Annotated in this window: 12 protein-coding genes and 1 tRNA gene; 8 read left to right on the top strand and 5 right to left on the bottom strand. The window is 63.7% G+C overall.

The window, feature by feature from the left end; all coding sequences use genetic code 11:
• The first annotated feature begins 16 nt into the window (after nucleotides 1-16).
• The 5 genes from AAHK21_RS08005 (at nucleotide 17) to AAHK21_RS08025 (ending at nucleotide 3,899) form a co-directional block, all read left to right on the top strand.
• Nucleotides 17-1,507, top strand: coding sequence for a diguanylate cyclase (locus tag AAHK21_RS08005; RefSeq protein WP_367856936.1), 1,491 nt, complete (start codon nucleotides 17-19; stop codon nucleotides 1,505-1,507).
• Nucleotides 1,500-1,721 carry a cysteine-rich CWC family protein gene (locus tag AAHK21_RS08010; protein ID WP_367856937.1) on the top strand — a complete coding sequence of 74 codons (222 nt, stop codon included), beginning with the start codon at nucleotides 1,500-1,502 and terminating at the stop codon, nucleotides 1,719-1,721. Before AAHK21_RS08005 ends, AAHK21_RS08010 begins: the two co-directional genes overlap by 8 nt.
• 32 nt (nucleotides 1,722-1,753) lie before the next feature.
• Nucleotides 1,754-2,446 (top strand): pseudouridine synthase, encoded by a 693-nt coding sequence (locus AAHK21_RS08015; protein WP_367856938.1) that lies wholly within the window; start codon nucleotides 1,754-1,756, stop codon nucleotides 2,444-2,446.
• Between the two features lie 378 nt (nucleotides 2,447-2,824).
• Nucleotides 2,825-3,709: an alpha/beta fold hydrolase gene (locus tag AAHK21_RS08020; RefSeq protein WP_367856939.1), complete on the top strand. Its 885-nt coding sequence runs from the start codon at nucleotides 2,825-2,827 to the stop codon at nucleotides 3,707-3,709.
• A 116-nt stretch (nucleotides 3,710-3,825) separates the two neighbouring features.
• Nucleotides 3,826-3,899, top strand: a tRNA-Gly gene (locus AAHK21_RS08025).
• 118 nt (nucleotides 3,900-4,017) lie between these two features.
• On the opposite strand, the gene AAHK21_RS08030 is transcribed toward AAHK21_RS08025, so the two are convergent.
• Nucleotides 4,018-5,550, bottom strand: a complete 1,533-nt coding sequence (locus AAHK21_RS08030; RefSeq protein WP_367856940.1) for a Fic family protein — start codon at nucleotides 5,548-5,550, stop codon at nucleotides 4,018-4,020.
• A 405-nt stretch (nucleotides 5,551-5,955) separates the two neighbouring features.
• Between AAHK21_RS08030 and AAHK21_RS08035 the strand changes: the two genes are divergently transcribed.
• The 3 genes from AAHK21_RS08035 to nadS all read left to right on the top strand — a co-directional run bounded on the left by AAHK21_RS08035 (nucleotide 5,956) and on the right by nadS (nucleotide 8,392).
• Nucleotides 5,956-7,656: a SulP family inorganic anion transporter gene (locus AAHK21_RS08035; protein ID WP_367856941.1), complete on the top strand. Its 1,701-nt coding sequence runs from the start codon at nucleotides 5,956-5,958 to the stop codon at nucleotides 7,654-7,656.
• Nucleotides 7,657-7,787: 131 nt separating this feature from the next.
• Nucleotides 7,788-8,108 carry a type II toxin-antitoxin system RelE/ParE family toxin gene (locus AAHK21_RS08040; protein WP_367856942.1) on the top strand — a complete coding sequence of 107 codons (321 nt, stop codon included), beginning with the start codon at nucleotides 7,788-7,790 and terminating at the stop codon, nucleotides 8,106-8,108.
• Nucleotides 8,105-8,392, top strand: coding sequence for a NadS family protein (nadS, locus tag AAHK21_RS08045; RefSeq protein ID WP_367856943.1), 288 nt, complete (start codon nucleotides 8,105-8,107; stop codon nucleotides 8,390-8,392). The genes AAHK21_RS08040 and nadS overlap by 4 nt, the downstream gene beginning before the upstream one ends.
• A 39-nt stretch (nucleotides 8,393-8,431) precedes the next feature.
• Here the strand turns inward: nadS and AAHK21_RS08050 are convergent, their stop codons facing one another.
• The 4 genes from AAHK21_RS08050 to AAHK21_RS08065 form a co-directional block, all read right to left on the bottom strand.
• Nucleotides 8,432-10,027 (bottom strand): alpha/beta hydrolase, encoded by a 1,596-nt coding sequence (locus AAHK21_RS08050; protein ID WP_367856944.1) that lies wholly within the window; start codon nucleotides 10,025-10,027, stop codon nucleotides 8,432-8,434.
• Between the two features lie 7 nt (nucleotides 10,028-10,034).
• Nucleotides 10,035-12,398, bottom strand: a complete 2,364-nt coding sequence (locus AAHK21_RS08055) for a TonB-dependent siderophore receptor (RefSeq protein ID WP_367856945.1) — start codon at nucleotides 12,396-12,398, stop codon at nucleotides 10,035-10,037.
• 78 nt (nucleotides 12,399-12,476) lie between these two features.
• Entirely contained in the window at nucleotides 12,477-13,439 is a 963-nt protein-coding gene (locus AAHK21_RS08060) for a FecR family protein (protein WP_367856946.1), read from the bottom strand.
• Nucleotides 13,432-13,965 carry an RNA polymerase sigma factor gene (locus AAHK21_RS08065; protein ID WP_046856892.1) on the bottom strand — a complete coding sequence of 178 codons (534 nt, stop codon included), beginning with the start codon at nucleotides 13,963-13,965 and terminating at the stop codon, nucleotides 13,432-13,434. The genes AAHK21_RS08060 and AAHK21_RS08065 overlap by 8 nt, the downstream gene beginning before the upstream one ends.
• Nucleotides 13,966-14,016 lie beyond the last annotated feature (51 nt).

Genomic DNA, 14,016 nt, shown 5'->3' on the forward strand with positions numbered 1-14,016 from the left:
ACTTCACGGGAAGATCATGCCTTCGCCCTCCGCCCTGTTCTCGCAACGCTCGCTGATCCTTGCCCTGCTGCTGTTGCTGGCCTGCGGCTTCCTGGCCACCTCGCTGTTGAGCTACTACGCCTCGCGCGGAGCGATCCGCGACGGGATCGTCAACACCGAGCTGCCGCTAACGTCCGACACGGTCTATTCGGAAATCCAGAAAGACCTGATTCGCCCGGTGCTGATCTCATCGATGATGGCCCAGGACACCTTCCTGCGGGACTGGGTGCTGGGCGGCGAGCAGGACACCACGCGCGTCACCCGCTACCTCGGCGAAGTAATGGGCAGCCAGGTCACCTGCACCAGTTTCTTCGTTTCCGACCGCAGCCTCACCTACTACCAGGCCAAGGGCGTGCTCAAGCAGGTACGCCCCGATGCCTGGCGCGACGCCTGGTACTTCCGCCTGCGCCAGTCGAACAAGCCCTACGAGATCAATGTCGACCTGGACATGGCCAATCAGGACAAGCTCACCGTGTTCATCAACCACCGCGTGCTCGACTACCAGCAACGCTTTATCGGCGCCGCCGGGGTGGGCCTGAGCGTGGAGTCGGTGGTGCGCCTGATCGATGACTATCAACGCAGGTACCAGCGTTCGGTGCTGTTCACCGATGCCCAGGGCAAGGTCCTGCTGACCGGCTCCGACGGTGGCCCCCACGGCTTGCGCGCCGGCCAGCAACTGGGCGACAGCAACCAGTGGCAGGCGTTGCTGGCACGCATGCCGACACCCGCCACCGGCAGCCATGAGTACACCGACAACGACGGCCACAGCCACTTCCTCAACGTGCGCCTGCTGCCGGAGCTGGGCTGGTACCTGCTGGTGGACAAGCGCGAAACCGGCGCCCTGGAGCGCATCCGCCAGTCGCTGTACCTGAACCTGGCGATCTGCGCGATGATCACCCTGGTCGTGCTGTCGCTGCTCAACGCCATGGTCAAGCGCCACCAGGACAACGCCGAGGCGCTGGCCACCCTCGACAGCCTCACCGGCCTGCCCAACCGCCGCAGCTTCGACCTGCTGGCCGGCCAGGCGCTGGTCGAGGCCCAGCGCGACAACGCGCCGCTGGTCGCCCTGCTGATCGACCTCGATCACTTCAAGGCCCTCAACGACACCCACGGCCACCTGGCCGGCGACGAAGTGCTGCGCCAGTTCGCCAATGTGCTGCAGGGCAGCCTGCGCCAGTCCGATATACTCTGCCGCTGGGGCGGCGAGGAGTTCATCGTGCTGCTGCGTGAAGCCGAAGGCCGCCAGGCCATCGAAGTGGCGGAGAAGATCCGTCGGCGCACCGAGCAGCTGACCTTCAGCTATGCCGACCAGCCACTGCGCCTGACCGCGAGCATCGGCCTGTCCGCCCTGCAGCGCGGCGACAGCCTGCACAATCTGCTGACCCGCGCCGACCACGCCCTCTATCGTGCCAAACAAGGTGGACGCAATCGCGTCTGCAGCGAGATGCCCGGAACCGACCATGCCTGACCCCCAACGCTGCCCCGCCTGCGGCGCCCTCAACCAATGCGGCCTGGCCGATCCGCGCAACGCCACGCAAGGCTGCTGGTGCTTCGAGGTGGTCATCGACTCGGCAGTCATCGAAGCCCTGCCCGCCGAACTGCGCAACAAGGCCTGCCTGTGCCCGCGCTGCGCACAGGTGGACGCGCAGCTCAAGGCAGCGCAGGCGCGCACTATCCGTTAGACTGCGCGCCGATTTCCCGCAAACGACCCTCCATGCGCCTCGACCGATTCCTCGGCAACCTGCCCTGCTACAACCGCCAGCAAGTGCGCCTGCTGCTGGCGCAAGGGCGTGTGCGCGTGGACGGCATGGCGACCGCCGACCCGCTGCTGGAAGTGCGTGAATTCAGCCGCGTCGAAGTGGACGAGCAGGTCCACCAGGCCGGGCGCCCGGCACGCTACCTGATGCTGCACAAGCCCAGCGGTTGCGTCAGCGCCACCCAGGACCCGCGGCACCGCACCGTGCTCGACCTGCTGCCGGCGGCGCTGCGCGATGAGCTGCACATCGCCGGGCGCCTGGACTACAACACCACCGGGCTGATGATCCTGACCAACGATGGCCAGTGGTCGCGGCGCCTGACCCAGCCACTGACCAAGCAGCCCAAGACCTATCTGGTGCACACCGAGGACGAGATTGGTGCGCACTACGTCGACAAGTTCCGTGAAGGGTTCTACTTCGCCTTCGAAGACCTCACCACCCTGCCGGCGCAGCTGGATATCCTCGGCCCGCGCAGCGCGCGCCTGACCATCGTCGAGGGCCGCTATCACCAGGTGAAGCGGATGTTCGGACACTTCCAGAACAAGGTGGTGGCACTGCATCGGGAAAGCATGGGGTCGATCACACTGGACCCGATATTGCATCCTGGAGAGTTCAGGGCGCTGACCGACGCGGAAATCGCCTCGGTCTGAGTCGATCACCATTCGGCGGTTTCCCACGAAAGATTGTCCCGACGGCACTTGCGCGATCCTGCCCGCGCTGCTTGACTGCTAACTCGTCGGTCTGCATGTGACCCACCAGTCACAACCGTAGTCCAAGACGCCCTTTACCGGCCACCCGGGGTCTCGATGCCCTGGGGCACGGTAATCGCCCGCCACAACAATACCGTCGACACCAGCGTCAAGGATCGACACAAGGGCCCACCGGTTTTCAGTTCCAGGCGAATGCCTACCTGTCATAAAGCACGTGCACCCTGATGGCCATTCCGGTCGGTTCGGCGCCAGCCCGCCAAGCGACCACGCAGGCCACGAGGTGACGCGAATACCCTTTTTGCGCCAGGAGTCGATGACATGAGGCCAGAAATCGCTGTACTTGATATCCAAGGGCAGTACCGGGTTTACACGGAGTTCCATCGCGCGCAGGGCGCCGAGAAGACGATCATCCTGATCAATGGCTCGTTGGCCACGACGGCGTCCTTTGCACAGACAGTGCGCAACCTGCACCCGCAGTTCAACGTGGTGCTGTACGACCAGCCGTACGCCGGCAAGTCGAAACCCCACAACCGCCATGAACGGTTGCTGACCAAGGAGACCGAGGCGCACATCCTGCTCGAACTGATCGAGCACTTCCGTGCCGATCACGTGATGTCGTTCTCCTGGGGCGGCGCCTGCACCCTGCTGGCCCTGGCGCACCAGCCACGGTTGGTGAAGAAGGCCATCGTCAGCTCGTTCTCGCCGGTGATCAACGAACCGATGCGCGACTATCTGGATCGCGGCTGCCAGTACCTGGCCGCCTGCGACCGCTACCAGGTGGGCAACCTGGTCAACGACACCATCGGCAAGTATCTGCCATCGTTGTTCAAGCGCTTCAACTACCGGCACGTCAGCAGCCTGGACAGCCATGAGTACGCGCAGATGCACTTCCACATCAACCAGGTGCTCGACCACGACCTGGAGCGGGCACTGAAGGCCGCGCGCAACATCGACATCCCGGTGCTGTTCATCAACGGCGACCGCGACGAGTACACCACCGTCGAGGATGCGCGCCAGTTCAGCCGCCATGTGGGGCGCAGCCAGTTCAGCGTGATCCGCGGGGCCGGCCACTTCCTGGACATGGAACACAAAAGCGCCTGCGAGGATACCCGCGATGCCATGCTCGGTTTCCTCAAGCCGGCCTTGCGTGAATCCCGCCAACGCTACACACAGGAACCGGGGCAGCATGCACTGGCGATCTGAACGCATCGGCGTCCTGTAGCCCTCGCCACCCGCAGGCTACGGGCCGCCGACAGGCTTTTTTACAAGCTTGGGGCTTCTCATTCGAGGAGGGTTCTGGTAAAAAGTCTGGCTTCGAAGCGGGTATAGTTTATTGGTAAAACTATAGCTTCCCAAGCTATTGAGGAGGGTTCGATTCCCTCTACCCGCTCCATCTCGCATTCCCCGCACGACGTTCCATTAACGTCGTCGCTGTCAAAAGGAGCCTCGGCTCCTTTTTTCGTTTCTGCGCTTGAAATTCAAAGCACCGCTGAGAATACCAAGGTCAATCCTCATTGCCCTTCTCGGTCTTCAAACGCCGACCGAACGGCCTCCACGATTCGCGCTGCGAGGCGCTCGTCGTCGAGCTGCGGATATTGCTTCTTGAGCTTGCCTGAAACATTCCAGCCATTCTCCTTCACCGCGCGAATGATGCGGCTTGCATCCTGGTCTGGCATCTCCACAACATCTTTTAAACGCTCTTGGGCGAGCTGGAAGATGACAAGGATCCTGGCTTCTTCCGCCATCTGCGTTCGAATCGTGTGTTCGACGACGCGCGCGGTATAGAGAACATGTGCGGTCAGATCCGGATAGCGCCAGGCGAAGCGCGCATCTTCGTAATCGTCGAACTCGAAGTTGCTCGGCGTACCGTCTTCGTAGGCCACAAGCGTGCCAAAGCGACAGGATGCCGCATAGCGCCGCATGAAGGGTCGGGAGAACTGCTCCAGTGTCGCATCATAGCCGGCACGGAACTCGGTCGAGCTGGTAATGGTTGCTGAAACAGGCAATATCACGCCATTCGGAACCGCCTGGTCCCGAACCAGAGTGTCGTTGATCAGGAAACGGTGGATTCGCCCATTTCCGTCTCTCATCGGATGGATGTAGACGAAGCCGAACGCCAATGCCGCGGCGCGCGCAAGCGACTCAGCGCCCCGGGTGGCCATCTCGAATTCGTTGAGGCCAGCAAGCATCGGGGCAAGGTCGTCAAAATGAGGGGCGACGTAGTGCACGATGTTCTCGCGCATCGTGGATTGCCCTACAAAAACGGGGGAGCGCCGCAACCCCAGGCCAAATGCATCGTGCCCCAGGATACCTACCTGCAAGAGATGCAGGCTTCGGTCACTCAATGGTTCTTCGATATGGCCGCAGTGTTGCGCGATGACATGTGCAAAGCGCTGGATGCGGCTGGCTTGGCCTTCCTCTTTTTCAATCAGAAAGCTGGCGCGCGACTCTTTCAACGTCAACCAACTCGCCGTCCGCATCAGGATGTCGGGGCCGAAGGTCTGATCGAGCTCTCCCAAAGCGGCTCTCAGGTCAAACTGCAAGGCTTGCTGTACGGTGTCGGTTCGCCGGATAAGCGGGCAAAACTCAGGCATGCCTGGCAGATTGTCGTTGACCCGCCAGCGGCGAGATCGAAGCGGCGTCGTGCGGGTCAGGTAGTGGGTAGGCGACACGGCATCGATATAGGCGCCATTGGTCACATCAGGCACATCCAGATGTTGCCCCGTCAGCCACTCGTATAGAAAACCGGTGCGCCGAGCGTACTGGCCAAAAGGGGAACGCCGGCACCAAGCCTCGACTGGCTCGGGTCCTACGACGGCAAACAGGCGGGCGAAGAACTCAAGGTGAATCTCCTCGTATTTGAGCCCGAACTCGAAGTGGCCTGCAAAATCGTCGTCGGGCCGGTAGTTGGGCGGAAACCTGTTTTCTACTTGACTACCGGTGTCGCGGCTTGCTCGCACTGTGCCGATGGCCGAATCGACGCGCAGAGGTTGTACCGGATTAACTCCGTACCGAGTGGCTAACGCCTTGAAACCGACCTGCATGGAAAAACCTCTACCGGAAGCCCAAAAACGCTAATATTTTTTGACTATCACCGCAAAACGATACCGTCAGCCGTCAGACGCAAAAATACTACGGAACACACAAATTCGCTACCGATCCAGATGGTTTACTCAAAAACGATAATGAAAGCGCTCCTCGCGAATTCCTTAGCCGCTCAATCTCCCCTGCCCGAAGTTTTGTCCTAAAACCGTTCGATTCGCTCTCCCGCTCCAACTCGTATTCCGTCCACGTCGTCTCTGTCAAAAGGAGCGTCAACGGCTTTTTTCGTTTCCAGCGTACCTTTGTTGATCTGGCCCATAGCCATCGCCACGCCAATTGGCTTGAATGCCCAGTCGTTCGTGGCGCCTGACCGCTACGCTTTGTGAAACACCTCCAAAGGACTGCGCATGTTTCTCTCCCGCTGGCTACCGGGCCTGGCCAACCTGCTGCACTACCGCCGCGAGTGGTTCCATGCTGACCTGCAGGCCGGCCTGTCGGTGGCCGCGATCCAGATCCCCATCGCCATCGCCTATGCGCAGATCGTCGGCCTGCCGCCACAGTACGGCTTGTATGCCTGCGTGCTGCCGATGATGGTCTATGCTCTGGTCGGCAGTTCACGGCAATTGATGGTCGGCCCGGACGCCGCCACCTGCGCCATGATCGGCGGCGCCGTGGCACCGCTGGCCATGGGCGACCCGCAACGCATCGCCGAGCTGTCGGTGATCGTCACCGTGCTGGTGGGCGTGATGCTGATCGCTGCCGGGGTGGCGCGGGCCGGCTTTATCGCCAGCTTCTTCTCGCGGCCGATCCTCATCGGCTACCTCAACGGCATCGGCCTGAGCCTGCTCGCCGGGCAGTTGTCGAAGGTGGTGGGTTTCAAGATCGAAGGCGACGGTTTCATCCTCAGCCTGATCAACTTCTTCCAGCGTCTGGGCGAGATCCACTGGCTGACGCTGGCCATTGGCCTGGCCGGCCTGGGCCTGCTGATCTGGTTGCCACGGCGCTATCCGCGGCTGCCGGCGGCGCTGGTGACCGTGGTGGTATTCACCGCCCTGGCCGGACTGTTCGGCCTGGATCGTTTCGGTGTGGCGATCCTCGGCCCGGTGCCGGCGGGCATTCCCGAGCTGGCCTGGCCACAGAGCTCCCTTGCGGAAACCAAGAGCCTGCTGCGCGACGCCCTGGGTATCGCCACCATCAGTTTCTGCAGCGCCATGCTCACCGCCCGCAGCTTCGCCGCCCGCCACGGCTACGCGATCAACGCCAACCATGAGTTCCTCGCGCTGGGCGTGAGCAACCTGGCCGCCGGTATTTCCCAGGGCTTCGCCATCAGCGGCGCCGACTCGCGCACCGCAGTCAACGACATGGTCGGCGGCAAGAGCCAGCTGGTGGGCATCATCGCCGCACTGGTGATCGCCTTGATCCTGCTGTTCTTCACCGCGCCCATGGCCTGGATTCCCCAGGCTGCGCTGGGCGCGGTGCTGCTCATGGCCGGCTGGGGTTTGATCGACGTGAAGTCGCTCAAGACCATCCGCAAGCTCAGCCGCTTCGAGTTCTGGCTGTGCCTGCTGACCACGGTCGGCGTACTCGGCCTGGGCGTGTTGCCGGGCATCGTGTTCGCCGTGACCCTGGCCATCCTGCGCCTGCTCTACAGCATCTACCAGCCCACCGACGCGGTGCTTGGCTGGGTGCCGGGCATCGAGGGCCAGGTGGACGTGCGCCAGCACAAGGATGCCCGTACCGTGCCGGGCCTGCTGGTGTATCGCTTCGACGACGCGATCCTGTTCTTCAACGCCGACTACTTCAAGATGCGCCTGCTCGAAGCCGTGCAGAACGTGGAGAAAACCCAGGTGGTGCTGTTCGATGCGGAAGCTGTGACCAGCATCGACGTCAGCGGCATCGCCGCCCTGCGCGAGGTGCGCGACACCCTCGCCGCCCAGGGCATCCACTTCGCCATCGCCCGCGCCCGCGGCACCTTCCTGCGCATGCTGGTGCGTTCCGGGATGGCGCGGGAGATGGAGGAAAAACTGCTGTTCGGCTCGGTACGAGCGGGGATTCGGGCGTATCGGGTATGGCGCAACAGGGCTCGGCGGGAGGGTACGAGCGAGTAACAGAAAGGGACTACGCCATCACCAGAAGGGAATGATGCAGCTACGCAGTCACCAATCGGTAGCCTTGCCATTCATCTTCAACTCGTAGCAATGATCCCGGGATCGGCTACGCCAATGGCGTACCTTCTGCTATGCTCTTCACCGAAACAACCATCTTTACCAAACGCGTCAGAGAGCTGCTCGACGATGAAGCCTATCGAATGCTTCAAGTCCGCCTCATGATGTGCCCCGACGCTGGGGAACTCGTAGAGGAAACCGGCGGCCTGCGCAAGATCCGCGTCCCGGCAAATGGGCATGGTAAACGTGGTGGCGCCAGAGTTATCTACTACCACTTCGTCGCCAGGTCACAGATAGCCATGCTGTATATCTATCCCAAGAATGAACAGTCAGACCTTAGCGCCACGCAGCGCAAGACACTGAAAGCTGTTATCGAACACTGGAGCCAGCCATGAGCCGTTTCTTCGACGAACTGATGGAAAGCGTTGAACAAATGGATGAGATCATCCAAGGTCAACGCCCTCCCTCCCGTCAGTTCGAAATCGACGCCCTCCAGGTAAAAAGCATTCGCAAGTCGACCGGGCTATCACAGCTACGCTTTGCCGAGATGATCGACGTGCAGGTGGCCACCTTGCGTAACTGGGAACAGGGACGTCGAGAACCTACAGGGCCCGCCAAAGCCCTGTTGAGGGCCATCCACAACGATCCTGACCATGTTCTGAAAGCACTTTCCCACTGATCCGACAGAACGCCCCTTGAACGGGACGTGGGCTCGGTATTACGGCACACAGGCTCGCGCAACAGCCTGTGTCCCCTGCCCAAGCAAGCTGATCAACCCACAGGGCAGGCTCCCCCGCCACTGCAGATAGTCATGCCCAGCCGGAAACTCCACCTGTTCCACCCGGTACCCTTTGGCCAGCAACACATCGCGCAAGTGGCGGTTGGTATCGAGAATTTTCGGCCCTTCGAACAGACCCGACTGCAAGTAGAACCGCAACGGCTGGCGAGGTGCCTTGACGTACTCGCGGGTTAGCCAGCCAGATTCGTCAGCGGCCATCGGCCACCAGTAGGAACCGGACATGCTCAGCACATTGCCGAACAACTCCGGGTGCCTGAGGCCCAGGTAGGCCGACGCCAGGCCGCCGTAACTGGACCCTGCCACCACGGTGCGCGAGGCCGGTGCCGCGAGCCCCTGGTGGCTGGCCCAAGGCATCAATTCCTCGGCCATGAACCGTCCAAACAGTGGATTGGGCGGCAACTCCCGCTCGCGGCTTTCGCTGCTGGGGTTGGCGATGATCAGCGCTGCGGTGGGCGGGATCAGGCCGTCGGCAATCAGGTTGTCGAGTATCGTCGGCGTCGGCACCTGACGGGTGTAGGCATGGGCATCGAACAGCACCAGCAAGGCCTGGTCGGCCTTGCCCGGGCGCCAACCTGGCGGGCGGTAGAGGTAGATGTCGCGCTCGTTGCCCAGCACCTCGCTGGCCAGGCGCCTGCGTTCCAGGCTGCCACGGGCCACCCCGGCACGCTCGGCCACCCACGGCTGGGGTGGGGCATCCGCAAGTTCCAGCCGTGAGCGCGACAACCAGGCGTCGCCGCTGGTGTCGGCAAAGGTATTCGGGTTCAACGGGTCGCGCCGGGTACTGGCCAGGATCACCCGGCGGTCGTCGGACACCGGCACATCCGGCGCCATCTGATAACTCAGGCGGGTCGTCGCAGGCACCTCGAAACTGTGGAACCAGACATCGCTCGTGCCCAGCCGGGACAGCGGTTCGTGATTGCCTGTAGGGGCGCCGAACATCCTCACGTTGTCCCGTGCCCCGCGCCAGAGGAAGGTGACCAGGCGCTTGCCGGGTTGCCCAGCAATGGCCTCGACCAATGGCGTTCCCTCAACGGCACGGGCCTGCCAGAAGCCTTCGCTGGTGCCACCCGTTGCCAGGTGCTGCTGCAGGGCGCGCAGGGTCGGACTGAGCAGCGCCGCCGGTGTACGGCTTTGCTCGCCGACAGGCAGGACCTGCTCCAGGCTCAGACTGAAACGCGCCGCCGGACGTATCGCCAGGGGTTCGGCGCGCACCGCGTAGCGACCGTCCTGTGGCGCGACGAAGAGGAACTCGCGGGGCTGGTCCAGGCCGTCGATCAGCAGGCGCAACGGACGCCCTTCGGCGTCCAGCAGGCGCAGGCTGACGTCACCGTCGAGCCGACCACGCACCAGGTCCCCGGCCTTGAGCGTCATTTGCCAGGCTGGCGGATGCGCTGCGCCGACCTGGCCGGCAACCGGCTTTCCAACCTCGAGATCGGCGTACGTGCTCGCCAAGGCCAGATTCGAATAGAGCGTGGCCAGCAGGCATGCTCCGACCAAGCGCTTCAATCGCTGCATGCTCACCTCAGAAGTCGACACTGGCGGAGAGTTTGAGCGTGCGCGGTTCGCTGACAGTCGCATAACCATCGTTGAACACACCGGCCCAGTATGCGCGGTTCTCGACGTTCTCCAGGCTGGCGCGCAGGGTCACGTCCTTGCTCAGCACCTTGGTCGCATAGCGCGCGCCCAGGTCATAGCGGGTCCACTGCGGGATCTTCAGCTGGTTGGCGGAATCGAGGTACTGGGAGCTGCTGTGGATACCCAGGGCGGTCAGGGTCAGGCCCTCGACCCCAGGCAGGTCCCACTCGGCTCCGAGGTTGGCCGACCAGGCCGGCACGCCGCGGGCGGTGTTGCCGTCCATGGCGCCATTGGCGGTCTTGCTCAGCACCGCACGGGTGTAGGTCACGCCACCGAGCAGGCGCACGCTGGGGACGACTTCGCCGAACATCGTCCACTCCACGCCACGGTTGCGCTGCTCGCCGTCGTCGTTGTAGCGATTGCTGGGCTTGTCGTAGATCATGCTGGGCTTGTCGATCTGGAACACCGCCAGCGTGTGGGTGAAGTCGCCCAGGTCCCACTTCACCCCGGCCTCCATCTGCTTGGCGACATAGGGCGCGAACTGCTCGCCGTAGTTGGCGGCCTTCTGGTCGGTGACCATGCCACCCTGGGTCAGGCCCTCGATGTAGTTGGCATACAGCGATACCGGCGCCTCCCAGGGCTTGAGCACGATACCCACGGCGGGGGTCAGCTTGCGTTCGTCGTACGAAGGGTTGCTCATCTTCTGCCGCACGCGCTGGGAACGCACGCCGAGGGTGAGCAGTACACGCTCGTCCATGAAGCCCAGGGTATCGGCCACGGCAAAACTCGACAGGGTGTTGTCGCCGGTCTTGTCGCTGCTGCCGTGGTCACCCGCGATGATCGCCTTGCCCGGGTGGTAGATGTTGGTGGGGTACTTGGCGCCGGTGACCGTCGGCGCACGGCCGATGTCCTGGTGCAGCAAAGTGGTGCTGAGCACCAGTTGGTGGCTGACCGGGCCGGTCATGAAGTTGCCGCGCAGGCCGGCCTCGGTGGAAAGACTGTGGGTGTAGCCGGCCTGGTTGTAGGTTTCGCCCGTGGCCGTACCGTCGGCCTTGTTCACCACCACCCGGGTGCCGTTGAGGAAGCCGTCGTAGCGGGTGCGGGCCCCACCGACGCTGGCATAGGCGGTCCAGCTGTCATCGAGCTGGTACTCGCCACGCACCACCACGGCCTTGCTGATCTGCCGGGCGTGGATGCCTTCGAGGATGTTGGTGTCTGGCTTGGGGGCGCGGGTTACGTGATTGAGGCTGCTGAAGCCGGCCATCATCGGGCTGCCGTTCTCCAGTTTCTCGTGGCTTTCGTAGGCATCCAGCTCGAGCTTGAAGTCGTCCCCTCGGTAATCCAGTGCCAACGCCGCCAAGGTGCGGTCCTTGGACTGCTCGTCGACGCCGGTGTCGCCGCTGCCATAGACCCCATTGAAGCGAATGCCGAAGCGCCCCTCGGCAAAGCGCCGCCCGACATCGACATGCTCGGCGACATAGCCATCGGACACGTAGCTGCTGGTCAGCCGGGTCAGCGGCGTATCGCCGGCGCGCTTGGGCATCAGGTTGACCACCCCGCCCACCCCACCGTTGGGCGCCATGCCATTGAGCAAAGCGCCCGGCCCTTTGAGCACTTCGACGCGCTCGAGGAATTCGGTCGGCACATGGCCATCGGGCGCCAGGCCGTAAAGGCCACCCAGCGCCAGCTCGGTGGAGTCCAGCGCATAACCGCGGATCATGAAGTTCTCGTAGGCATGCCCTTCGCCGGTGCTGAAGCGGATCGACGGGTCGTTGCGCAGTACTGCGCCGACCGTGCCGCTTTGCTGGTTCTCGATGGTCTTGGCGGTGTAGGCGGTGACGCTGAAGGGGGTGTCCATCAGGTCGCGATTGCCCAGCATGCCGATGCGCGCGCCGCGGGCCACCTGGCCGCCACTGTAGCTTTCCGGCAGGTCGCTGTTGAAGCCAGAGGCGTTGACCGTGGTCGCCCCCAAGGTCAGGGCACCTTGGTCGGTCGGGCCGCGCAGGATGATCACGCCGTTTTCCTCCACCGCCACCAGGTCGCTGCCGGCCAGCAGCTGGCGCAGCGCCTGCAGCACGGTGTAGCGGCCCTGCAAGGCAGGCGTGCTGCGCCCGGCCAATACACGACTGTCGGCGGCGATCGCCACTCCCGAGGCATGGGCCAGGGCATGCACCGTGGCCTCCAGCGACTGGCCCGGCAAGTCGAGGTTCAGCGGCTGGCTATCGGCCAGGGCCAGGCCGCTGCCACCCAGGGCGCAGGCCAGTGCCAGGCGCCGCAGGGTGCCGGGGAAGCGGGAGGTGAAAAGCGACATGATCAGTCCTTGCAGGAGGTGGGTTCACAGCTGATGACGCGGCAGCGACGGTTTACCCCTCAAACGTTTTTCAGAGGATCAGCGCGGCACGATCAGACGTTGCCCACCCAACGCCTGCACGCTGACCGGCAGGATGCCCGGCAAGGCATCGAGCAATACCTCTGGCCGGTCACTGGGGAAACTCCCGGTCAATCGCAGGTTGACCAGCCCGGGATCGACCTTGACGGCCTGCGCGGCATAGGCGTTCAGCTCACCGATCACCTCGACCAGCGGCTGGTCGGTGAACGACCACCAACCGCGCTGCCAATGCGCCTGGTCTGGCCCGTACTGGCCACCGGCGCGCAAGCTGCCCAACCGCCCTTCGCCCTCCAGGCAAATACGCTCGCCAGCCTGCAGCACCTGTTCGCCACCCTGCAGGTCGCGCACCTGCACCCGCCCCCTGGCTACGGCCACCTGGACCTGACCACCCCGGTCGCTGACCGTGAACGCGGTGCCCAGCACCTGTACCACGCCCAGGCGCGTGCTGATCAGGAATGGCCGCCACAGCTCATGAGCCACATCGAAGAAGACATTGCCGTGCAGCAACAGGACCTGGCGCTGGCCGTGATCGAAGCGCACCCGCAGGTTGCTTTCAGCGGCCACCAGCAGCTGGCTGCCATCGGGCAATGCCAAGGCCTGCGGCGCTTGCGCATGGGCCGTCTGCAGGTCCAGGCCGAACGCTGCGGTGCGCTTGTACATCCAGCCCAGCCAGCCACCTGCGGCCAGCAGCAAGGCCAGCGCGCCACCCTGGCGCAGCACCCGCCGACGCCCCACATCACAAGCCTGCGGTTGCAAGGCGCCACGCAGTTGCGGGGCGAGGCGGTGAACCAGTTGCCAGCGCTGTTCGGCCTCCAGCCAGGCGCGTTCATGCTCGGCGCTGCGACCGCGCCAGCGCTGCGCCAGGCCATGGGTCTTGCGCACGCGTTCGGGATCATCCCCTTGCAGCGCCGCCAGGTAGACCAGCGCTTGCTGCACCTTGCGTGGCGCGGCCGGCTCAGTCATGACGGCTCGCCAGGCGCAGCTCGGACAGGTCAAAGACCGCCCGGGCGATATGCAGCTCGACCGACTTGGCCGACAGCCCCAAGGCCTCACACACTTCACGGTGACTGTGGCCGTGCAGACGCACGCGCACGAACACTTCGCGGCGCAGTTTGGGCATGCGTTCAATGCGTGCGATCAGGTGCTGCAACTGTTCGCGCGCGATCATGATTTCTTCAACGCTGGGGCTGAGCCAGTCAGCCCGTGCCAGCCAGTCTTCCAGCGCCGCCAGTTCGGTGCTGCGCCGCCGGTACTGATCGATGCACAGGTTGCGCGCCGCCTGGAACAGCAAGGCCCGGGCATTGATCACCGGTGCGTTGAGCGCATGGGCGTAGGCCTGGGCGAAGCTGGATTGGGCAATATCAGCGGCGTCGTCAGGGTTGCGCAGCCGCCCGCAGAGGTAGCGGCGCAGATCACTGTAATGGGCAAGCAGGTCGTCGACGGCTGCCTGGAGGGCTGGCCGGGCCTGCCAACTGGAAAGGGAGGTCATTGCGGATGTGGCGAGGGCCGTTAATAGGAATTCCTATCATTCTCACACATG

Source organism: Pseudomonas sp. TE50-2 (genome assembly GCF_040813665.1).
Taxonomy (GTDB): Bacteria; Pseudomonadota; Gammaproteobacteria; order Pseudomonadales; family Pseudomonadaceae; genus Aquipseudomonas; species Aquipseudomonas soli.